General features: G+C 39.8%; 17 protein-coding genes. 12 read left to right on the top strand and 5 right to left on the bottom strand.

What is annotated here, in order from left to right:
* Nucleotides 1–31: 31 nt before the first annotated feature.
* The 3 genes from JOC76_RS24780 (at nucleotide 32) to JOC76_RS24770 (ending at nucleotide 2,552) form a co-directional block, all read left to right on the top strand.
* Entirely contained in the window at nucleotides 32–361 is a 330-nt protein-coding gene (locus JOC76_RS24780) for a PTS lactose/cellobiose transporter subunit IIA (RefSeq protein ID WP_205181456.1), read from the top strand.
* A gap of 311 nt (nucleotides 362–672) precedes the next feature.
* On the top strand, nucleotides 673–978 hold the full coding sequence (locus JOC76_RS24775; RefSeq protein WP_205181454.1) for a PTS sugar transporter subunit IIB: 306 nt from the start codon (nucleotides 673–675) through the stop codon (nucleotides 976–978).
* Between the two features lie 134 nt (nucleotides 979–1,112).
* Nucleotides 1,113–2,552, top strand: coding sequence for a glycoside hydrolase family 1 protein (locus JOC76_RS24770; protein WP_205181452.1), 1,440 nt, complete (start codon nucleotides 1,113–1,115; stop codon nucleotides 2,550–2,552).
* Between the two features lie 80 nt (nucleotides 2,553–2,632).
* On the opposite strand, the gene JOC76_RS24765 is transcribed toward JOC76_RS24770, so the two are convergent.
* Nucleotides 2,633–2,719, bottom strand: coding sequence for a YjcZ family sporulation protein (locus JOC76_RS24765; protein ID WP_205181514.1), 87 nt, complete (start codon nucleotides 2,717–2,719; stop codon nucleotides 2,633–2,635).
* Between the two features lie 643 nt (nucleotides 2,720–3,362).
* Between JOC76_RS24765 and JOC76_RS24760 the strand changes: the two genes are divergently transcribed.
* The 3 genes from JOC76_RS24760 (at nucleotide 3,363) to JOC76_RS24750 (ending at nucleotide 5,398) form a co-directional block, all read left to right on the top strand.
* Entirely contained in the window at nucleotides 3,363–3,638 is a 276-nt protein-coding gene (locus JOC76_RS24760; RefSeq protein ID WP_239557955.1) for an AbrB/MazE/SpoVT family DNA-binding domain-containing protein, read from the top strand.
* 77 nt (nucleotides 3,639–3,715) lie between these two features.
* On the top strand, nucleotides 3,716–4,951 hold the full coding sequence (locus tag JOC76_RS24755; protein WP_205181448.1) for an ABC1 kinase family protein: 1,236 nt from the start codon (nucleotides 3,716–3,718) through the stop codon (nucleotides 4,949–4,951).
* Nucleotides 4,952–4,957: 6 nt separating this feature from the next.
* Nucleotides 4,958–5,398 carry a hypothetical protein gene (locus tag JOC76_RS24750; RefSeq protein WP_205181447.1) on the top strand — a complete coding sequence of 147 codons (441 nt, stop codon included), beginning with the start codon at nucleotides 4,958–4,960 and terminating at the stop codon, nucleotides 5,396–5,398.
* Nucleotides 5,399–5,721: 323 nt separating this feature from the next.
* On the opposite strand, the gene JOC76_RS24745 is transcribed toward JOC76_RS24750, so the two are convergent.
* Nucleotides 5,722–6,261 (bottom strand): hypothetical protein, encoded by a 540-nt coding sequence (locus tag JOC76_RS24745; RefSeq protein ID WP_205181446.1) that lies wholly within the window; start codon nucleotides 6,259–6,261, stop codon nucleotides 5,722–5,724.
* 566 nt (nucleotides 6,262–6,827) lie between these two features.
* A complete protein-coding gene (locus JOC76_RS24740) occupies nucleotides 6,828–7,274 on the bottom strand; it encodes a Dps family protein (protein WP_205181445.1) in 447 nt (148 codons plus the stop codon).
* A gap of 361 nt (nucleotides 7,275–7,635) precedes the next feature.
* Here JOC76_RS24740 and JOC76_RS24735 point away from each other — a divergent pair, with 361 nt between their 5' ends.
* The 5 genes from JOC76_RS24735 (at nucleotide 7,636) to thrB (ending at nucleotide 13,937) form a co-directional block, all read left to right on the top strand.
* On the top strand, nucleotides 7,636–8,229 hold the full coding sequence (locus JOC76_RS24735; protein WP_205181444.1) for a cell wall hydrolase: 594 nt from the start codon (nucleotides 7,636–7,638) through the stop codon (nucleotides 8,227–8,229).
* A 249-nt stretch (nucleotides 8,230–8,478) separates the two neighbouring features.
* Nucleotides 8,479–9,849, top strand: a complete 1,371-nt coding sequence (gabT, locus tag JOC76_RS24730) for a 4-aminobutyrate--2-oxoglutarate transaminase (RefSeq protein WP_239557954.1) — start codon at nucleotides 8,479–8,481, stop codon at nucleotides 9,847–9,849.
* 40 nt (nucleotides 9,850–9,889) lie between these two features.
* A complete protein-coding gene (locus JOC76_RS24725) occupies nucleotides 9,890–11,311 on the top strand; it encodes an NAD-dependent succinate-semialdehyde dehydrogenase (RefSeq protein WP_275591411.1) in 1,422 nt (473 codons plus the stop codon).
* Nucleotides 11,312–11,736: 425 nt separating this feature from the next.
* Nucleotides 11,737–13,032, top strand: a complete 1,296-nt coding sequence (locus JOC76_RS24720) for a homoserine dehydrogenase (RefSeq protein ID WP_205181441.1) — start codon at nucleotides 11,737–11,739, stop codon at nucleotides 13,030–13,032.
* A complete protein-coding gene (thrB, locus tag JOC76_RS24715; protein WP_205181440.1) occupies nucleotides 13,029–13,937 on the top strand; it encodes a homoserine kinase in 909 nt (302 codons plus the stop codon). The genes JOC76_RS24720 and thrB overlap by 4 nt, the downstream gene beginning before the upstream one ends.
* A gap of 197 nt (nucleotides 13,938–14,134) precedes the next feature.
* Here the strand turns inward: thrB and JOC76_RS24710 are convergent, their stop codons facing one another.
* Nucleotides 14,135–16,666 (bottom strand): putative bifunctional diguanylate cyclase/phosphodiesterase, encoded by a 2,532-nt coding sequence (locus tag JOC76_RS24710; RefSeq protein WP_205181439.1) that lies wholly within the window; start codon nucleotides 16,664–16,666, stop codon nucleotides 14,135–14,137.
* A gap of 63 nt (nucleotides 16,667–16,729) precedes the next feature.
* Nucleotides 16,730–16,873, bottom strand: coding sequence for a hypothetical protein (locus tag JOC76_RS24705; RefSeq protein WP_205181438.1), 144 nt, complete (start codon nucleotides 16,871–16,873; stop codon nucleotides 16,730–16,732).
* A gap of 159 nt (nucleotides 16,874–17,032) precedes the next feature.
* Here JOC76_RS24705 and JOC76_RS24700 point away from each other — a divergent pair, with 159 nt between their 5' ends.
* Entirely contained in the window at nucleotides 17,033–17,785 is a 753-nt protein-coding gene (locus tag JOC76_RS24700; RefSeq protein WP_205181437.1) for an SDR family NAD(P)-dependent oxidoreductase, read from the top strand.
* Nucleotides 17,786–17,841 lie beyond the last annotated feature (56 nt).

The raw sequence follows: 17,841 nt of genomic DNA, 5'->3' as shown, positions 1-17,841 counted from the left end.
GGGGATTATGCCAAAACAGGAGGAATACAAAATGGAAAACTTAGAAGGCATTATTTTTCAAATTATTTTACACGGCGGAAACGGTAAAAGCTGTTCAATGGAAGCCATTGCAGCAGCGAAGCAAGGAGATATTGTTGAAGCTCGTGCAAAATTACAAGAAGCAAGCGATGCGTTAAATGAAGCACATCATATCCAAACTTCTTTAATTCAAGATGAAGTACGTGGCGAAAGAACAGAGGTTTCATTACTTATGGTACACGCACAGGATCACTTAATGAATGCCATCACAATGAAAGATTTAGCTTCAGAATTTGTTGATCTATATGAAACTATTAAACTTTCTGGTGGCGTGAAAGCATAACAAAAGGGATTAAAATTGTCAGCGTAAAAAAGTAAGTTCCGGTAAAGATTTTATCGGAACTTTTTTGTGCGCTTCTTGCAGGGGCACTATGCTGACTGATTTTCGTTTAGCTGAACAACGATTTCCGTTATGTTACGGAAAAAGAATGCGTTTTCATAGGAGTGCATTTACAATATAATTAAGACATCAAGAGAGGGAAACAAAAAGTACATGAAGAGTTTAATAAAAATGAATGTAATTATATTTTAAATTTTAAGAGATAACCTTCTCTTGGATTAAAAAATGGATTATATATTAGGAGGAATTTTAAAATGAATATACTATTATGTTGCGCAGCAGGAATGTCTACAAGTCTTTTGGTAACTAAAATGGAAAAAGCAGCAGCTGATCAAGGTTTAGAGTGCAAAATCTGGGCAGAAAGTGCTGATGCAGTAAAAGGCCATATCGATAATGCAGATGTATTATTACTAGGACCACAAGTTCGTTACCTATTACCTCAAATGAAAAAATTAGGTGAAGAAAAAGGAATTCCAGTTGATGCCATTAACCCTGTTCACTACGGAATGTGTAATGGTGCAGAAGTATTAAAAACAGCACAGGCGCTTATTAATAAATAACAAGAAGTTTGGATAGATGTGCTTCATTTAAAGCATCGCTTGCTTCCTGTAATAAATTACTGTTCCGGTATGGATTTTACCGGAACTTCCTTATGTTTTAAGGGCTTCATAAATCTATTCAAGGAGTGACATTGATGATACATGAAAAACAAAAGGCTTTTCCAGAAAACTTTTTATGGGGTTCTGCTTCAGCTGCTTATCAAGTAGAAGGGGCATGGAATGAAGATGGAAAAGGACCTTCCAACTGGGACTTATTTGTCCGAATTCCTGGGAAAACCTTTAAAGGAACAAACGGTGATGTAGCGGTTGACCATTATCACCGTTATGAAGAAGATGTCCGTTTAATGGCTGAAATGGGGATGAAGGCTTACCGTTTTTCAGTTGCCTGGACAAGGATTTTTCCTCAAGGTAAAGGGGAAGTAAATCAAAAGGGAATTGAGTTTTATAACAATTTAATTAACGAATTAATCAAATATAAAATTGAACCAATTCTAACCATTTATCACTGGGATCTGCCACAAGCACTTCAAAACGAATACGGCGGCTGGGAATCACGCCAAATTGTCGAAGATTTTACGAATTATGCGGTTACTCTTTATAAGCATTTTGGTGACCGTGTAAAATATTGGGTCAGCTTAAATGAACAAAATATTTTTACTGGTTTAGGCTACAGAATGGCTCTACATCCTCCAGGTGTAAAAGATGAAAAACTATTCTATCAAGTTAACCATCACGCTAACCTTGCCAATGCCAGTGCGATCAAAGAATTCCGTAAATATGTTCCAGATGGAAAAATCGGTCCAAGCTTTGCCTATGGACCGGCATACCCTGCTTCCTCCAAACCAGAAGATATCTTGGCAGCCGAGAATGCCGAAGAGTTAAACAATCATTGGTGGATGGATGTTTATGCATGGGGGAAATATCCGAAAGCGGCCTGGAACTACTTGGAAAGTAAAGGTTTAGCACCTCAAGTGGAAGAAGGGGACTTTGAATTATTGCGTGAGGGCACCCCTGATTTTATGGGCGTCAATTATTATCAAACGACTACGTATGAACAGAATCCGCTTGTCGGGGGAGTTACTGAAGGAGTATTTAATACTTCAGGAAAAAAAGGAACATCACAGGATACGGGGATCCCTGGAATCTTTAAAACCGTTAAAAACGAAAATCTGGAAAGAACCAACTGGGATTGGAACATTGATCCGACGGGACTTCGCATCGGTCTTCGCCGCATCACCAACCGTTATCAGCTGCCAATTTTAATTAGTGAAAATGGTCTTGGTGAGTATGATAAATTGGAGGAAGGCGATGTAGTCAACGATGATTATCGAATTGATTACCTGCGTTCCCATCTTAATACGGTTCAGGCTGCGATCACTGATGGGGTTGAAATGCTTGGCTACTGCACATGGTCATTTACTGATCTGTTAAGCTGGCTGAATGGCTTCCAAAAACGCTATGGCTTCGTCTATGTGAACCAGCACGAAGAGGGCGACCACGACCTTCGCCGGATTAAAAAGAAAAGTTATTACTGGTACAAAGATGTTATTGAGACAAATGGTGAAAATCTCTAATTATATAGATTACAATGAAAAGGGGCGAAAAACTTAACGTTTTTCACCCCTTTTTTTGCAACAAAGATGGTTTTAATCAATTAGTACATCCAAGATGCACCAACGATGATTAAAAGAATAAACAAAACAACGATTAGCGCAAAGTTGTTGTGTCTGCCGTCGCTCATTAATATCCACCTCCTACATCCTAGTAGTATAAATTATGAAAGATACAGGTAAATGGAAAGGGACAAGTGCATAGACTGCGTAAAAATTCCATATTTCCCTAAGTCCCTTTTAAATAAGATGTCTTGTCCTTAATCGAGTAACTCGCGAAAGTGAAATAAGCGGAGATTTTCCGGTTAAATGTAGCATGAAGCTCGTTTAGGGGGTAAATAAGCGGAGGATTTCCGCTTATGCAAAGCAAAATTCCCTATTTTTGCATTTTCACGAGTCAATAGGCGGAATCTCTCCGTCTATTTCAGCTTTTTTTAATAATAATTCCTAATTAAGCGGAATTTTTCCGTCTATTTATCAGATCGGGTTCTTAACCCGATCCCCCAACCGATAAGTGCGGCCCCACTCGATCCATCCGTCAATACTTGTGTCTTTAAATATGAAAGCACCCGAAAACTTTGACCAATGACCAATATGAAATTAAACTTTTCTATCAGGCATAAGTGCAACAACGCTTCATGAACCGCCTCTTACGGAGCTCGCCAATTGGCGAGTTTTCTTTATGCCATAAAATCGCCATATGTATTTTTAGTGACATGTATGGTTGGTATGAAAAGTATGATATATCCTACAAGAGAAAGGTGAGTGATAATCATGAATCACGGGAAAATTTTTGGAACTACTAGTATGGGTGAAAGAGGTCAGGTGGTAATACCCGCTGAAGCGAGAGAGGAATTGGGCATCCAATCAGGGGAGAAATTTGTTGTCTTTGGTGATGCCAGGAAAGGGACTGTTATTCTAGTAAAATCAGAAATAATGAATAAGTTTGCTAATTTCTTTTTTAACAAGTCCAAGCGATTTGAAAAAATTGCAAGAGAGATTTTTGAAAAGACCGAGACGGAAGTGGAAGAAGAGAATAAAGAAGAATAGGATTTTTCAATCATGAGACATCAGATAACCACGCAGGCTTGTCCCGTGGGGCTTTTAGTAGAAAGGGGAGGACAAGAATGCGTGAAATGATGCGCTTACTGTTCAACAAGAGATTTCGGACAACTTTTTTTATGTTCGTTGGATTTTTTATTCAATTTTGGTGGCTGGGGAAAACAAAAAGATTTTTACATAAAGAAACAGCATCTAAAAAATATAAGGCCGTCTATACGTCACAGGCAGCCAAATTTGCTAGAGCAGCCGTCGAAAAGGGCGGGTTAATTATTAAACTAGGTCAGTTTGTCAGTTCCAGGGTGGATATATTACCAAAAGAGTATACAGATATCCTTTCACAGCTTCAGGATTCAGTGGCACCCGTGCCCACTGAATTGGCTGTCAGCCGAATTGAGGAAGAATTGTCTGGAAAAATAGCTAATTTATTTACTTCTTTTAATCAGGAACCAGTTGCAGCAGCCTCTCTTGGACAAGTACATCGGGCCGTGTTAAAAACAGGAGAAGACGTTGCCGTAAAGGTAATGCGTCCTGGTATTGAAACCATCGTAGCACTTGACCTGTCAACATTAAAGGTATTGACTTCTCTTGCCAGCCGCTTCACAAAGGTTGGCCAATTTGTAGACTTAAAGGATGTCTATCAAGAGTTTGAGGAAGTGATTACGGAGGAACTAAATTATCTGACAGAGGGCAAAAATCTGGAAGTTTTTAAAGAATCGTTCGATGAGTTTCCTGGTGTGGCAACACCGAAGGTATATTGGGAGCTAACCACCAGTAAGGTGCTTGTAATGGAGTTTATTGAAGGGATCAAAATAAATGAAGTTGTTCTAAAGGGGCAAGCTTCCATCAATAAAAAGAAATTAGCATCGATTTTGTATTTGTCTTATTTAAAGCAATTACTAGAAGATGGGGTATTTCATGCCGATCCTCATCCGGGAAACCTATTAGTGAAAGAGGATGGAACGCTTGTTTATATTGATTTTGGCATGGTTGGGTCCATCTCGAATCACATGAAGGAAAATATGGTGAAGCTGGCTATGTCAATTTATCTAAAGGATGCCGGAGGGATTGTAGAGGCCTTTCATGAACTCGGCTTTTTAAGAAAAACGGCAGATAAATCACTCTTAGCAAAGAATGTAAAAGTCATTATCTCCAGTTTTTCGGACGGGAGTTTTAATTTTGAAAGGATTAATAATGAACGTTTTCTTGAAGAGTTACGGGAGTTTCTTTACGAACAGCCATTTCAAATTCCTTCACGGATGACCTTTTTAGGCAAGGCTATTATGACTGTTTTTAGTATATGAAATGGCTTGGATAAGGAGTTTGATATCGTCGCAAATACGAAACCATATGTAGAAGACATTTTGGGGAACCCTAGTGCAAATCCAGCAAAAGATACAGTTATCGATCAAGTCAAAAACACATTCTTTCAAGTTATTCCGGCTGCCCGTAAAGTATTTACTCTAGTGGATCAGTTTGAATCCGGAGATATTCGAATCCAGCCATCAAAATCGTTTGAAAAAAGAATTCTCCAACAGCAGAACACACAAACAAGAAAAATCGTTCTGTCTGTATTTGGTACTGGTGTATTCATATCGGGTACGCAGATTATGTTACAGAATCAAACAGCAGGGGTCATGATGATGATTGGCGGGGGGGCATTTACCCTTTTGCAGGCAAGAGGAATCCCCGCTCGCAGGCGGAGAAGGACCCATCCAAGACCGCCATTTATGAATGGGAGTAATGATTAAGGATATCACAGAAAAAGGCTGGCTCATTAGAGTCAGCCTTTTGTTAAAAGATAAGAAGGTATAATTAGACTTTAAGAATTGTCCAGCTCCAGGCGCCATCGGCTCGAGGTCACAAGCTTATCCAGTTGGGGCCCCTTGGGACTTAAGTCATAAGCCACTCCCTGAAGAAGGCAAAGAACGCCTTCTTACAGGGTACGTCTTAGCCTAGAGTCCCAGAACAGTCGCCTTCACATTTAGATCAATCCGTCCAAAAGGTTAAAGAACAACCTTTCGGCCGGCTTCTCTTGTGCTTGTCGCCTAAAGCTAAGCGCCTTACGCTTTTCTTACTTCATAGCATCATAAATAACTTTTGTCTGTTTGTTCACACCATACCAGCCTCGTGTAGCTGTATGACCTTCACCGGTACTTGGATTATCTACCACAAATTCATAAACTTGGATGATGTAATCGCCATTTTCTGCATCATATTTATAGACGGCTTTTACCTTAGAATTGGATTGTATATTTAGATGTGCTTTGACAAGCTGTACCGCCTGCTCATGGGTTAGCTGGTTAGTTGTAGTTTGTTGTACTACTTTTGGTTGGGCCTCTTGCTTCGTGGATGCTTGTGGTTCTTGTTTTGTTGTTTCTTGTTGTTCTGGCTTTGTTGCACCTTGTTGGACTTGTTCAGCATTATTGTTCTTTGTAGTAGTTGTTTCTTTTAATGGGTTAGAAACAACCTTTTCTGTAGGTTTCGCTGCCTGATTACTAGTACCTTTATCTACTGTTGCTGCTTTTTCCACTTTCGAGTTTTGGGTATTGGTTTTTGAAGTGCATGCACTAAGTATTAGTGCAGAAAGAACAAAAAGAATGATAGGTCTCATGGATATTCCCCCAGTAAATCCTTAAATTGGATAAATGTTATTTTAAAATTGTACAGTTTACGACAGATTCTGACAATAGGGGATGAAAAAGAAAAGTCCAACAACCATGTGTTGGACAAAAAAGGTTTAGGCTCTGTTAAATTTGGCTGTTGATTTTCGCTCCAGGCGTTAAGCTACCCGCGGGCGTGCCGGGGAGCCTCCTCGGCGCTGAAGCTGAGGGCACTGAAAAAGTTCTTTTCTGTTTAATAATGAAATTTCCGAAAAACCTAATCCCAAAATATCACCGTTTTCCAATATCAAAGTGGGGGAATTCAGTCTATTTTACCACTAATTATAAACTGGAAGTGGAGATGGAATTTTCAGGAATTAGTTTCGCATTAAATTTCGCAGACTTTTTCAGTGGCCTCGCTGAAGCTCCTGTGGGGTCTACTCCCACAGGACATTGAAATTCTTCCTCGAATTCGCCCACGCACGAAGAAAATGCGATAGCATTTTCGAGGAGTCGAGCGCCTTCCGCTCCAATCAACAGAGTAAAAAACAACAGTATCGTTTAACTTAGCTAAGGTTTAAATAGATTTACCGAGGAATGCAGTTAACATCCATACGTGCTTTTCTAATCCGGAGTGAATTGCCAGCAGCATGTCGCCGGTTGTTTCATCATCTAATTCTCCAGCAAGGCTCATGCCTTCTTTTAATTCTCCAATAATAATGGAGAAATCATTGATAATCGACTGGACCATTTCACTAGCCGCTTCACTGCCAGATGCTTCACGGACGGATGAAAGTTCGAGACATTCTTTCATAGTAGCTACAGGATTCCCGCCAATCGCTAGTAATCGTTCAGCTAATTCATCGACATGAAGTCCTGCTTCATTATAGAATTCTTCAAATTTGGCATGCAGGGTAAAGAATTGATCCCCTTTTACATACCAATGATAGTTATGTAACTTCATATACAAAACAGACCAATTGGCGATTTGTTTATTTAGAACTTGTACTAACTGATTTTCCACGATATCTCCTCCTTCAATATCTTTCCCTTTTATTATTACCAAAGTTGAAAAGAAAATCCTACCATTTTTAACTGATCTGGTGGCAATTTTGTGAAGTTTTTCAATGAAAGATGTGTTCTTAACCCCATTTTGAATGTTACAGACTGAAATCTTTTGTAAAAATGGAACACTATTTTTCCTCTGATGGATTTTACTTCAATTTTTAAAGAGGTGGATAAATTTAACTTTATCTAGTGTAGTTGTTTAATAGCAAAGGTTGAAAGCATTTCTATTAAATTACCAAGTTTTGGACCATGAACAGATATATTACATCTGATAGCCTAATAGTAGACAAGCGAACGACTACTAGGAGGTCATATACATGAAAAAATTAAAAAAACTAATAGTAGCCGCTGGATTATTGGTATCTATTTCAGCATTTACATTAACTAATCAAACAGAGGCAGCAACTACACATACTATTCAAAATGGTGAAACATATTGGAATATCGCAAAAGGTTTTGGTCTTCCTGTATCTAATGTAATGAATGCAAATAATAGCAAGGCACTTATTGCCGGTCAAGCTATGACATTACCAAACTCTCCGTACACGGCTGCAGAAAAAGACTTAATGGCTCGTTTAGTTCATGCAGAAGCTGTGGGCGAACCGTATGCAGGAAAAGTAGCGGTTGCGACAGTTATTATTAATAGAGTCAGAAGTGCAGATTTTCCTAATACAGTGCGAGGTGTAATCTATCAAGTTGCGAATGGTCATTATGCCTTTACACCAGTCGAAAACGGACAGATTAATCAGCCAGCTGATGCGGCATCTAAAAGAGCAGTAAATGAAGCCATCGCTTTAACTGGAAAAGGAAACGGATCTTTATTCTTTTACAATCCTAAAACATCCACAAGCTCTTGGGTTGCATCACGTCCTGTAACAGTTAGAATTGGAAATCATGTATTTGCTCGATGATTAGTATCTTCAATGAAAATATTTGATATACACATAAAAGCAGTGAAATTCATTCAGTAAATGGGATTTCACTGCTTTTTTTATATTCCTAAAAGGAGGAATTTTCTTTCCGGCAATAGAAATTATACCTACAAATCCAATTTAATCCTAAATAAACGTCATATGGAACATATAGATAGTAATATCTATGCCATATATGTTGAAAGCGGTAAATATTTAGTCGTTTTTAATAAAAGGGGGAGTACGAAATTGGAAAGAAAATTTGTGAAGCTCCAAACCGAAATACCAGGACCTAAATCGCGGGAAATTTTGGAACGAAGAAATAAATATGTCCCAAAAGGAATCAGCAATAATTGCCAGTCCTTTGTAAAAAAAGCACAAGGAGCACTTGTTGAAGATGTGGACGGTAACCACTACATTGATTTTGCTGGTGCAATTGGATCGATTAATGTTGGTCATTCCCATCCAAGCGTAGTGAGTGCTCTACAGGAACAAGCAAGCCAATTTATCCACACTGGTTTTAATGTCATGATGTATGAATCCTATATAACTTTAGCAGAGCGGCTATGTAAGCTTGCTACTGGTGATTTTGAGAAACAGGCGGCATTCTTCAATAGCGGTGCGGAAGCTGTAGAAAATGCGGTTAAAATCGCTAGAAAATACACAAAACGTCAAGGCATCGTTGCATTTTCAAGGGGATTTCATGGCAGAACGTTGATGACGATGACCATGACAAGCAAGGTCAAGCCTTATAAGTTTGGCTTTGGACCATTTGCTCCGGAAGTATATAAGGCACCGTATCCATATGTATACCGTCGTCCAGAAGGGTTGACTGAACAGCAATATAGTGACATGGTCATAAATCAATTTGAACAATTTTTAGTGGCAGAGGTCGCCCCGGAAACGCTCGCCGCTGTCGTAATGGAGCCCGTCCAGGGGGAAGGAGGCTTTATCATTCCGGATAAGGCCTTTGTCAAGCGAGTAAGAGAACTCTGTTCACAGTATGGAATATTGTTTATTGCGGATGAAATTCAAACAGGTTTTGCAAGAACGGGAAAATACTTTGCCATTGAACATTTTGATGTAATTCCTGATATCATTACCATCTCTAAATCAATGGGGGCTGGGGTCCCTATCAGCGGGGTTATTGGCAGGGCAGAAATCATGAATACGGCTGACATTGGGGAAATTGGCGGTACTTACGCCGGAAGCCCGCTTGGATGCCGGGCTGCTTTAACAGTCTTAGACATTATAGAAAGTGAACAACTTAATGACAGAGCTCGAATTTTAGGCGAGCGAGTAATCGAAAAAATGCAGCTGCTTGCCACTCGTTTTGAGGGGATTGGCGATGTTCGAGGTTTAGGAGCCATGTGTGCAATGGAAATCGTCAAGGATCGACAGTCGAAGGAGCCTGATAAAGAAACCGTTGGAAAAATTATTAAAGCTGCAGCCAGTCGCGGTCTCATGCTGTTAAGCGCTGGAATCTACAGCAATGTCATCCGCCTCCTGATGCCATTAACGATTACTAATGAGCAGCTTGAGGAAGGATTACAAATTCTTGAAGAAGCAATCGAAGCCGTTTATAAAAATAACCCTGCCTTATCAGTTGGAGGAGAATAGAATGGATGTAACGAAAAAGCACTTTCAAAAAACCTATCCGATGTACTTAAATGGTGAATGGGAAGGCGAAGAGTATAAAGTTTTTACAGATGTGATTAATCCCGCAACAAAAGAAATTATTGGTGCTGTACCAACAGGTGGTGCCGCGGAAGCAGAACGGGCTGTGGATGCTGCCCATGCCGCTTTTAAAACTTGGTCGAAGCGGACTGCAGAAGAACGCTATCAGCTTTTAATGAAATGGTATAACCTGATTGAAAAAAATAAAGAAGACATTGCGCGGATTATGACGATCGAGCAAGGCAAACCGTTAAACGAAGCATTAGGAGAGGTTTCATATGCTAACGGCTTTATCTCTTGGTATGCGGAAGAGGGGAAACGGGTCTATGGCGAAACCATTCCTGCCTCACATCCTAATAAACGAATCCTTGTAAGAAAAGAGCCTGTGGGGGTAATTGCTGCTATTACACCGTGGAATTTTCCGGCAGCGATGATTACAAGGAAAGTGGCCCCAGCCCTTGCAGCAGGATGCACTGCGGTTGTAAAACCAGCAAATCAAACGCCATTAACGGCTTTAAAGCTGGCCGAACTGGCCCATGAAGCCGGCATCCCTAAAGGAGTATTAAATGTCATTACGGGACGATCTTCGGAAATTGGGGATGTCTGGTTAAAAGATTCGCGGGTAACGAAAATCACTTTTACTGGCTCAACGGAAGTCGGGAAAACCTTAATGCGCGGGGCAGCAGAGAATGTCAAAAAGGTATCACTTGAGCTTGGCGGAAATGCCCCATTTATCGTAATGGATGATGCAAACCTAGCAAAGGCAGCAAAGGGTCTTGTTCAATCAAAGTTCCGCAATGCCGGTCAAACCTGTATTTGTACCAATCGCGTCTATGTACAGGAAAGTGTAGCGGACGAATTTATTAAGCTTTTTCAAGCAGAGCTAGAAACGCTTAAGGTCGGCAATGGGTTAGAAGAAGGTACAGATATCGGTCCGTTAATTGATAAATCCGCTTATAAAAAAGTAGAATCATTGGTCCATGATGCTGTGAAAAAAGGCGGCAAGGTGATCTATAGCGGTGGTAAACCCGAGGAGGAAAAAGGGTATTTCTATGCTCCGACCATTTTAACCCAAATACATGATGACATGGATTGTATGAAAGATGAAATATTTGGACCGCTCGCACCGATTTCAACGTTTATAACGGAAGAAGAAGTAATTGAACGGGCCAATCACTCCTGCTACGGTTTGGCTGCTTATGTCTATACGGAAAATTTAAGCCGCTCTTTTAGAATTATTGAACAGCTTGAATATGGAATTATCGGCTTAAATGATGCTTTGCCATCGGTGGTTCAAGCTCCATTTGGCGGATATAAACAAAGCGGACTTGGTCGGGAAGGCGGACATTACGGTATTGAGGAGTTTTTAGAAGTAAAATATATCTCCATAGGTTTAGATATTTAGGTTATGAAAATGTTGCCAATGAACAATCACTGCCTTGACATTGATTGTTCATTGGCTTTTTTATTTGAAAAATGACAATATCTTCAAATTACTATGTCTGCTATGTTACGATAGCGTATAAAAGCAAACTGAGATTCCGTCAAGGGGGGAATTGAAATTAAAGTGTTTAATAAAAAAGGGAATGGCGCCGTTCCTTTTTATTCTCTTCAAGAGACTTCGAACAGGAATGACTGGAAAAAGTTAAAACCAAAAAAATTCTGAAAAATTTAAAAAGTTTGCTATAATTCATTTACAGCGGTGTTTTTAACGGTTACATTAAAAGAAATGGAAAATAAATCTATTGTAAAAAAATAAAGAGAATCATATAATGTCTACAATAGAAAAACAATTGTGCGCTTCAGATAGACAGCGTAGGAGGGAATAGCATGGAAGCAATCTCTATTGGTCTTTTAGGTTTAGGCACCGTCGGTTCAGGTGTCGTAAAAATTATTAAAAATCATCAGGATAAACTAATCCATCAAGTGGGTTGTCCGGTAGTCATCAAGAAAATTCTGGTTCAAGATGTACATAAAAGCAGACCGGTTTATGTGGATCCGAATTCTTTAACGTCTAATCCTGAAGATATTCTTTTTGATCAGGATATTGATGTAGTGATAGAGGTAATGGGCGGAGTTGGTAAAACAAAGGATTACTTAATAACAGCTCTTCGCCAAGGGAAGCATGTCGTCACTGCCAATAAAGATTTAATGGCATTACATGGCTCTGAACTTTTAACTGTTGCGTCAGAATATGGCTGCGATTTGTATTATGAAGCAAGTGTGGCAGGCGGTATTCCGATTTTACGCGGTTTGGTTGATGGTCTTGCCTCCGACCGGATTACGCAAATGATGGGGATTGTCAATGGTACTACCAATTATATTCTAACGAAAATGAGCGATGAAGGTCGTTCATATGAGGAAGTTTTGAAGGAAGCGCAAGAGCTAGGCTTTGCAGAAGCAGACCCTACTTCTGATGTAGAAGGACTAGATGCCGCAAGAAAAATGACCATTCTTGCCACACTTGGCTTCTCGATGCATATTGACCTCGAGGATGTCAAAGTCTCTGGAATTTCTTCCGTTACAGAAGAAGACCTGCGTTACGGAAAACAGCTAGGATATACCATGAAATTAATTGGTTTTGCCCATAGGGAAGGCGAAAAGGTAGAAGTAAGTGTTGCCCCAACCTTTTTATCCAATAATCATCCTCTTGCATCAGTGCAAAATGAATATAATGCGGTTTATGTATATGGTGAAGCAGTGGGCGAAACGATGTTCTATGGTCCTGGTGCAGGAAGCCTGCCAACAGCGACTTCGATTGTCTCAGACCTAGTGGGTGTCATTAAGAATTTTAGGCTTGGTGTAAATGGCAGAAGTGCGGTTACCCCGCAATATCCAAAAAGACTTAAGGAAGACCAAGAAAAGTTTTCTAAATACTTTTTACGAATTCATGTTCAGGATGAAGTAGGCGTATTCGCGGATATTACGACTATTTTTGCTAAATACGGTGTAAGCTTTGAAAAAATCCTGCAGCTTCCAATCAAGAAAAATGAAACTTCTGAAATTGTGCTAGTAACACACAAGGCTTCGTTAACCAATTACGATCAAATTTTAGTAGAGTTGAATGATTTGGCAGCAGTAAAAGAAATAAAGAGTGCATACAGAGTGGTGAGGAAATCATTATGAGACTCAATGACCGCATCATGATTAAGGTCCCTGCAAGTACAGCGAATCTAGGACCCGGTTTTGACTCAATGGGGCTTGCATTGGATTTATATTTAACATTAGAAATTGAGAAGAGTAAAGAGTGGCACTGCTACTCCACGTGTGAGGAGCTAAAGGACTTCCCAACAGGGAAGGACAATTTTATTGTTCAGGTAGCACTTAAAACAGCTGCTCACTATGGTGTGGAGCTGCCTCCTTGTAAAATCAAGGTGGATAGTAATATTCCATTAGCTAGAGGGCTTGGCTCAAGTGCGTCGGCGATTGTCGCAGGGATTGAGCTTGCCGATACTGTTGGGGGACTGCAGTTAACCAAACATGAGAAGCTTATTTCTGCAACAGAATGGGAAGGTCATCCCGATAATGTAGGAGCATCGATTTATGGGGGGCTTGTGATTGGCTGTTACAAGGAAAATGAGGTGGATATGCTTGCATTAACAAACCTGCCTATCGAGGTAGTGGTGTTAATCCCTCAAGAAATCTTATTAACCAAGGCATCTCGTGATGTCTTGCCTAATTCCTACACTCGCCAGGAAGCGATTGAAGCTTCTTCTACAGCTAATCTATTAGTTGCGGCTTTATTATCCCATAACTGGGAGTTAGCCGGAAAAATGATGGAAAGTGATCGTTTCCATCAGCCATATCGAAAGTCTCTTATTCATGGTTATGACGAAATTGAACAAACGGCTAAAGCGAATGGGGCTTTTGGGACTGCCTTGAGCGGGGCAGGACCGACAATGATTTGTTTTACGGAAAAAGGCAAGGCGACTGGCCTAGTGAAGGCGTTAGAAGCTGGTTTTCCGTCAATGACAGCCAAAAAACTATTAATTGATTATACTGGCAGCAATGTGGTTGAATTAGTCAAATAAAACAAACGAGGGCAGCGAAGTGGGCTGCCCTCGTTTGTTGAATACTAAGAATGCATATGTTTTGACTTTGAGAATTGTCCAGCTCCAGCGCCTAGCCCCTCGAGGTCTTAAGCTACTCCCAAAAGGAAAGCAAAAAGCGCCTTCCTTTTGGGAGCGTCTTAAGCTTGTCGGGGCTAATCAAGGCGCTTGCGCTTTTCTTACTTTTCAAAGTCACTAAGAAACCTCTCAAACTCAGCACTGCTCAAAGGTTTGCTAAATAAATAGCCTTGCATTAGGACACAATTTTTCGATAGTAAAAACTCTTTTTGATGCTCTTTTTCAACGCCTTCTGCAATGACATCCAAATGCAGACCGCGGGCCAGATTAATAATGGCCTCAGGTATTTCCGTATTTTCGAAGCTCGCATTAATATTTTGAATAAAGCATTTATCAATTTTTAAGGTATTAATAGGAAGATCTTTTAAGTAACTTAGTGAAGAATAGCCTGTTCCAAAATCATCAATTGAAATCGCAATCCCTTGATTTTGCATTGATTGAAGCGATTCTACAATTTCTGCCGAATTCGTTAATAAAATGCTCTCGGTTATTTCTATTTCAAAATGTTCTGGTGAAAGTTTGGTCTCTTTAAGAATTTTCTTGACAGTCCTAAGCATTAATTCTGGTTCTTGAAACTGCCGTGCTGAAAAGTTGACGGAGACCGATAAAGGGTGTGAACGAGATTGATTCCATTTACTAATTTGTTCACAAGACTTTTCCATGACTAGTTCCCATAGGGGTTGGATAAAGCCTGTTTCCTCCGCAATAGGGATAAAAACGACAGGTGAAACATTTCCGAATTCCTCGTCTGTCCACCTCGCTAGTGCTTCTGCACCAAAAACTAGTCCCGTATCGACCTGTATTTTCGGCTGATAAAACACTTCAATCTTTTTATTCTCAATCGCCCTTCTTAGATGGGCTTCAAGCCGTGGTCTATCAAAATCGCTGTGCATAGATTTTTCTGAGTAGAAAATCGCTTTATTTCCGCCGTTCTTCTTGGCATTATACATGGCCATATCAGCGTAGCTAATCAAGGTGTTCCAATTGTTTGTTTGTTCTGGATAACGGCTGATTCCTATGCTGACACCGAGGTAAACTTCATTCCCATCCATTATGTAGGGTTTTTTAAGCGTATCAATTAATCTTTCGGTCATTGTCTTCGTCTCTTCTAGATTATGGTGCCGAAGTACGATAATGAATTCATCTCCACCCTGCCGAATTAATAGACTGTTTTTCTCATCAACACAATCTTTTATCCGCGCGGCGATGATTTTTAAAAGTATGTCCCCTTTGTTGTGCCCATAGGAGTCATTTACCTGTTTAAAACGATCCATGTCCAAAAATAAAACGGAGACACCTTTACTCTTTTCATCCGCCTGGGAGATAATGCTGCTCAAATTTTCTTGCAGGTACCTTCTGTTCAAAAATCCTGTTAAGGGATCATGATTTGCTTGATATTCGATAAGTGCTTTACTTTGGTGTAAGTCCTCCACATATCGTTGTAAATCGGTCGACATTGCATTTACATTTTCGGTAAGAAGACCTAATTCATCTTTTCGATTTAAGTGGAAGTGCTTCCCAAAATTTCCTTGTGCAATCTCGTTTACTTGTTCCGCAATATAAGCGATAGGCTGAGTAATGGAACGGGAAAAAATTAAACTGACGATGAACACGATTAGCATAATGCCAAGCGAGAGGAGAATATGCATAAACAACTCATGCCGTAGTTCCTGTTGAATCAGACCATAATTATAAACAAGTCCAATAACAAAGGGCTGTCCTGATTTCGGGAAGACCGGAACAAAGGTTTTTAACACCCTTTTCTTATTCAAGTTTTTATTGTAGGATTGAACCTTTTTGGTGTTAACAGCCTTCTTTATATAACCGGCATCTGTGTTAATATTGCGATATTTATATGTACCGTACCAAATAGGCCTTGCAGAAATTCGTATATAGCTGTTGCCGTTTAAATGAACCACTTCACTCTTTTTTCCGAAATTTTTAGGATTAAAAACGGATATTTCTAGAATCCCACGTTCCTTTGTATAGCCTTCAATGATTTTACCTGGTCCAAATCGTTCTTCAAACTCCAATACTTCCTTATCACGAAAATAAGGATTGATAATATAGTTTGTGGTTCCATCATAATAATAGCCCCATTTATCAATATGATCAGGATCAGATGACGCAATTTCAATTGGACCAGACCAATAGTGTGGTAACGTTAACCCTTTTCCTACTGAGACCGGTTTTAGAGCGAATAACTGTTGGTACGCCTTATACCAATACCCCCAGCCCTTTGTAGACATATTAATTTCCTCGGGATCGGATGAACGGACACCGATAATATCATTGGCCGTTTTGGCTAATAGGGTGATGTGTGATACCCGTACCTCACTTGCTAATTTCCTTAATTGATCATTAGTGATCTGCTGATAGGTTGCGGGAAGAGCTTGTTCAATTGTTAGACAAGCAATTCTCAAGTCTCTTCCTAGAATATTTTCAACATATAGTGAACCCTCTCGCGTTTTTTCAACCTGGAACGATACTTCATTTGTAATGACCGATATTTCCCGTTGATTATTTTCTAGAAGTTGGTTCTTTGACCGAATATAATGAAAGGTATTATTCACTATTAAAATAAACAAAACAAGCACAAAAAAGATCAACGGTATTTTTTTCTTAATGGACATGTTGCTACACTCCAGTAACTATGACTTTAGAGGTACATGATATTTCTTATGATCATTAAGAAATTATCCCTTAATCCCCTCAAGCCACTCCTTGTAGCAATCATTACATAGTGTTTCATCTCTTTCTTCGTTCATAGTAACAAATGGAACGATATGAAATTGTTTTTCCTCGATGTCATCTGTACAGTAGAAGCATTTTTCCACCATAATCAGACCCCTTTCTAAGCTTTACTTTTTTGTAGTTTTTTCGGATTGGAAGGTTTTATTACTCGGGAAAAATATCCAATTTGCGAAAAAAAGCTTTGTTTCTATTTTGCTGATTATGCTATAAAGAAAAGGTAACGGTTTCTATAAGGAGGTAATGAAGTGGATTTTTTAAATAAAGTGGTTGTGATAACCGGTGGAGCGAGAGGAATTGGACTGGGAGTGGCAAAAGCTTATGCTGAAAAGGGCGCAAAAGTGGTAATCGCGGATGTAGAAGCCAAAATCAATACCCAAACAAAGGATGAATTTCAACAATGGGGTGGAGATATCCTTTATGTCCAAACAGATGTCCGAATCGAGAAGGACATTATCCGTCTTTTTGAAGCCGCCCAAAAATCCTATGGGCGCATTGATGTTCTCATTAATAATGCTGGGAAAGGTGTATTTAAATCTCCGTATGAATTAACGATAGAGGAGTGGGATGATGTCCTTAACACGAATTTACGCAGTGTATTTCTTTGCTCACGAGAGGCGGCACGATATATGCGTAAAAATTCAACAGGTGGAGCGATTGTAAACTTGGCGTCCACTCGTGCGTTAATGTCAGAGCCTAACTCGGAAGCATATGGGGCCTCAAAGGGCGGAATCGTCGCGATTACACATGCTCTTGCTGCCTCATTCAGTCAAGATCGAATCACCGTTAATGCCATTTCACCAGGTTGGATCCACAATGGAAATGAAGCGGAACTTTCTCAGGCTGACCATGAACAGCATCTATCAAGACGTGTAGGAAAACCAAGTGATATTGCTCGTGCCTGTCTTTATTTGACCGATCCCTACAATGATTTTGTAACAGGGATTAATTTAGTCGTCGATGGCGGGATGACTAGAAAAATGATGTATGTGGAAGAATAAACCAGTAGCTACCTCTCAAAAGTAGTTTCCAAGATTACACTAGAATATGGTAAAAT

Origin of the sequence: Neobacillus cucumis, from assembly GCF_016908975.1 — a bacterium.
In the GTDB taxonomy this organism is placed as follows: domain Bacteria; phylum Bacillota; class Bacilli; order Bacillales; family Cytobacillaceae; genus Neobacillus; species Neobacillus cucumis.
The sequence above is the reverse complement of the archived record's forward strand: the minus strand, read 5'-3'. Positions and strand labels throughout refer to the sequence as shown.